At 42.2% G+C, this 3,125-nt stretch carries 2 protein-coding genes; one reads left to right on the top strand and one right to left on the bottom strand.

Annotation, left to right across the window (positions count from 1 at the left end):
- Positions 1 to 53 precede the first annotated feature (53 nt).
- Positions 54 to 758, bottom strand: coding sequence for a hypothetical protein (locus B5J94_RS13635; protein ID WP_062501440.1), 705 nt, complete (start codon positions 756 to 758; stop codon positions 54 to 56).
- A gap of 193 nt (positions 759 to 951) precedes the next feature.
- Here B5J94_RS13635 and brnQ point away from each other — a divergent pair, with 193 nt between their 5' ends.
- Positions 952 to 2,241, top strand: coding sequence for a branched-chain amino acid transport system II carrier protein (brnQ, locus tag B5J94_RS13630; protein WP_062501438.1), 1,290 nt, complete (start codon positions 952 to 954; stop codon positions 2,239 to 2,241).
- Positions 2,242 to 3,125 lie beyond the last annotated feature (884 nt).

Below are 3,125 nucleotides of genomic sequence, written 5' to 3'. Positions count from 1 at the left end.
TTTTGGGGTGCGGTTCATAGCCCCCCTTTTTTTTGATTTGAATGCCAATGACGCTAAAAATCAGGGTGTAAAAATCCCAACAAGCCAAATATATACCCTAGTGCCATAGACGTTACGACAAAGCCAATCAAAGCACCAATGCTAATTAAGATGGGTTTTAGCCATGTTTTTCGCTCATACTCATCACCTATCTCATCTTTGACATAGGCAACCTGCTTTTTGCCAAGACCGAAATACCAAGCAAATAGAATGATAAGCCCTGTGGCATTAGGTAGGCTAATACCTGTCGTCATTTCAAAAATCACCAAGCCAAACATGATGGCAAGTACAATAAATGCCAAAGTTTTGCTTTGTTGTGCTAATTCATCTTCGCCCAATTCCTGCCAGTTTAGAGCGTGCATATAAATGGCGACAGGCACGAAAATTAGGGCAATAAAGGTGGCTTTATTGGGGTTCCATAGATAGGGCGTGTAATATTCATCTGCACTAGAATCATAGCTTGGGCTTTGATAGGGGTTAAAGCTTGGCTCGGGTGATGGTTGGTTGTGATGAATGGGCTGTGGCGAGGTAAAAAAGTGAGGTTCTTGGGCGTGTAGTTTGGCGTCATAGCTTGGACGGACGGTGGGGTTTAGTAGCCATTCATTGACTGCTTTGATGACTTTGGGGTCCAAGGTCTGGGCATGAGTGTTTAGAGCTTGGCGGATTTGCACATCCGTAGCGTATGCTGACAATCCTAAGACTTGATAAAGGTTTATCATGTATTATCCTAATATTTCAAAATATAACCATATCATACCACAATATTACTATAAAATAAAAAGAAAAATTATTTATGAGTGATGATTTCTTACTAACCCATGAAAATTTATTATCAATGACCCAAAAAAGCTTTGTTTTGTAAAAATATTGTTACAATGCCCATCTTTATAAAAATATGGCAACAAAACAATCATGAACAAAAACACGCTTATCATTGGCTTTATGCTATTTGCCTTTTTCTTTGGTTCGGGCAATTTAATTTTTCCACCCAAATTGGGCTTTGAAAGTGGGCAATTTTTTATCCCTGCTATGTTGGGTTTTATCTTGACAGGTGTGGGTCTGCCTTTGGCGGTTTTGATGATTGGTTCAAAGTATGACGGTGGCTATCAGCATGCTCTTGCTAAGATTCACCCTTGGTTTTCGGTGGCATTATTGTCAGCGATTTATCTGACCATCGCTCCGTTTTTTGTCATTCCACGCACAGGGGCGGTGGCGTATGAGATGGCGGTTGTGCCGTTTTTGGATACGCCAAGTTGGGTGAATTTACTCATTTTCACCGTGATTTATTATGCCATATCGCTGTGGCTGTCTATCAATCCCAGTAAGCTTGTTGACCGTATCGGCTCGGTGCTAACGCCTGTTTTGCTTGTTACGGTGCTGGCTCTGATTGTCATGTCTTTTGCCAAATTGGGCGGTAATCCTGCCAGCGTTGCCACAGACGGCTATCAGAGTAAGGCGTTTTTTGTGGGCTTTTTGGAAGGGTATAACACCATGGATATGATTGCGTCCGTGGCGTTTTCGGTGATTGTGATGAGTGCCATTAGCCAAAAACTTGGCGAGCGTGCCAATCTGTTTGCCGAGACCACCAAGGCAGGGCTGATTGCTACGTCTGCGTTGGCACTCATTTATCTGTCCCTTGGCTGGATTGGCAACCATTTGCCCCTATCGGCAGATGAGCTAACGCAAGTGGCGGGCAGAGGGCAAAACATCGGCACGTTTATTTTGAATAAATCGGCGGTGCTGGGCTTTGGTTCGGCAGGTGGGGTGGTGCTTGGGCTGATTGCGTCTTTGGCGTGTCTGACCACCACGGTGGGGCTGACCGTGTCGGCATCTGAGTATTTTCATGAGATGTTTCCCAAAATTGGCGGAGTTAATTTATCCTACAAAGCTTATGTCATTCTCTTTACGCTCATCGGCTTTGTGCTTGCCAATCAGGGGTTAAGTGCGGTCATTAGCAAATCCATTCCTGTCCTGCTTGTGCTGTATCCGATTACCATGACGGCGATGATTTTGCTTGGGCTAAATATCATGAAACCCTTACCTGTCTTTGCCAAGCGAGTAAGCATTGGCTTGGTAACGGTCGTGTCGGTGCTGTCTGTGGCAGGCATAAACATTCCTTTAAAAGAATATTCGATGGAGTGGCTACCATTTGCCATTGTCGGGCTGATTGCAGGGCTTATTTTTGATAAAATTAAAAAATAAGTCAAGATAAACCCCAAACTTGCATATTTGGGGTTTATTTTTTATTAAGGCATTTCTATTGCTGAGTATGTGCCTGTAAAGCCTTTTTTGCCCACACCCGTTTGCCAATGCTATGAATGATTAAGGTAATCAGTAGCCCCCAAAAATAACTCATCATTTGATATATCATGCCCCCATATCGCCATGCAATCGGCTCTACCTTATCATCAACAATTTTATAATGATGTTCTACGGGGTCGCCAAGACTGTCTGTCCATGTTGTTAATAAATAGGTTTGGTCGGGATTTTGATGAAGTTTAAGAGAATAACCATTTTGACTGCGGTAAGTGGTTGGACTTTTACATAATTGGTAATCGTTGGGTGCCTGCTCATACTCTTTTAGGATAACAAGTGGTAACAGTTTGTTGTCTTTTGTGGTTTTTGTGGCACAAATATTAAAATAATCGCTCGGCTGTCTAAATGCAGGTTTGTTAAAGAGCGAGATAAGCTGGCTTAATGCTATCCATATTAAGACAAAATAAGAAAAAGCGGACGATTTTGTAATGGCGTAATTTTTTCATGGGGTGGGGTTAAATTTGGGGGGGTTGTGGGATTTGCACTTTATGGCAAAATCATTTTTTAAATTTTAAATAAAAATCTTGTTTAATTTGTTTGGGATAACTTTTATGATGAACGTGTAGGGGCGAATCACATTCGCCCAAATCAATATGCCGTACAGGGCAAATGTAATTCGCCCCTTGTATATCCAAAACAAGATATAATAAGCCAACCCGCTTATCTGTCTTTCGTTTCGCCCCTAGAGATGACATTCGTTTTGTAGCATTGAAACCAGATAAGCACCCATCAATAACAACCGTACAGTTGCCAGTTTAACACCCGAATGC

Origin of the sequence: Moraxella lacunata, from assembly GCF_002027545.1 — a bacterium.
Lineage (GTDB): Bacteria > Pseudomonadota > Gammaproteobacteria > Pseudomonadales > Moraxellaceae > Moraxella > Moraxella lacunata.
This window is presented reverse-complemented; position numbering and strand designations above follow the sequence as displayed.

What these genes read in the sequence shown, in the direction of transcription:
- brnQ (WP_062501438.1), top strand. Translation starts at nt 952, where the DNA reads ATGAACAAAAACACGCTTATCATTGGCTTTATGCTATTTGCCTTTTTC.
- B5J94_RS13635 (WP_062501440.1), bottom strand. Translation starts at nt 758, where the DNA reads ATGATAAACCTTTATCAAGTCTTAGGATTGTCAGCATACGCTACGGAT.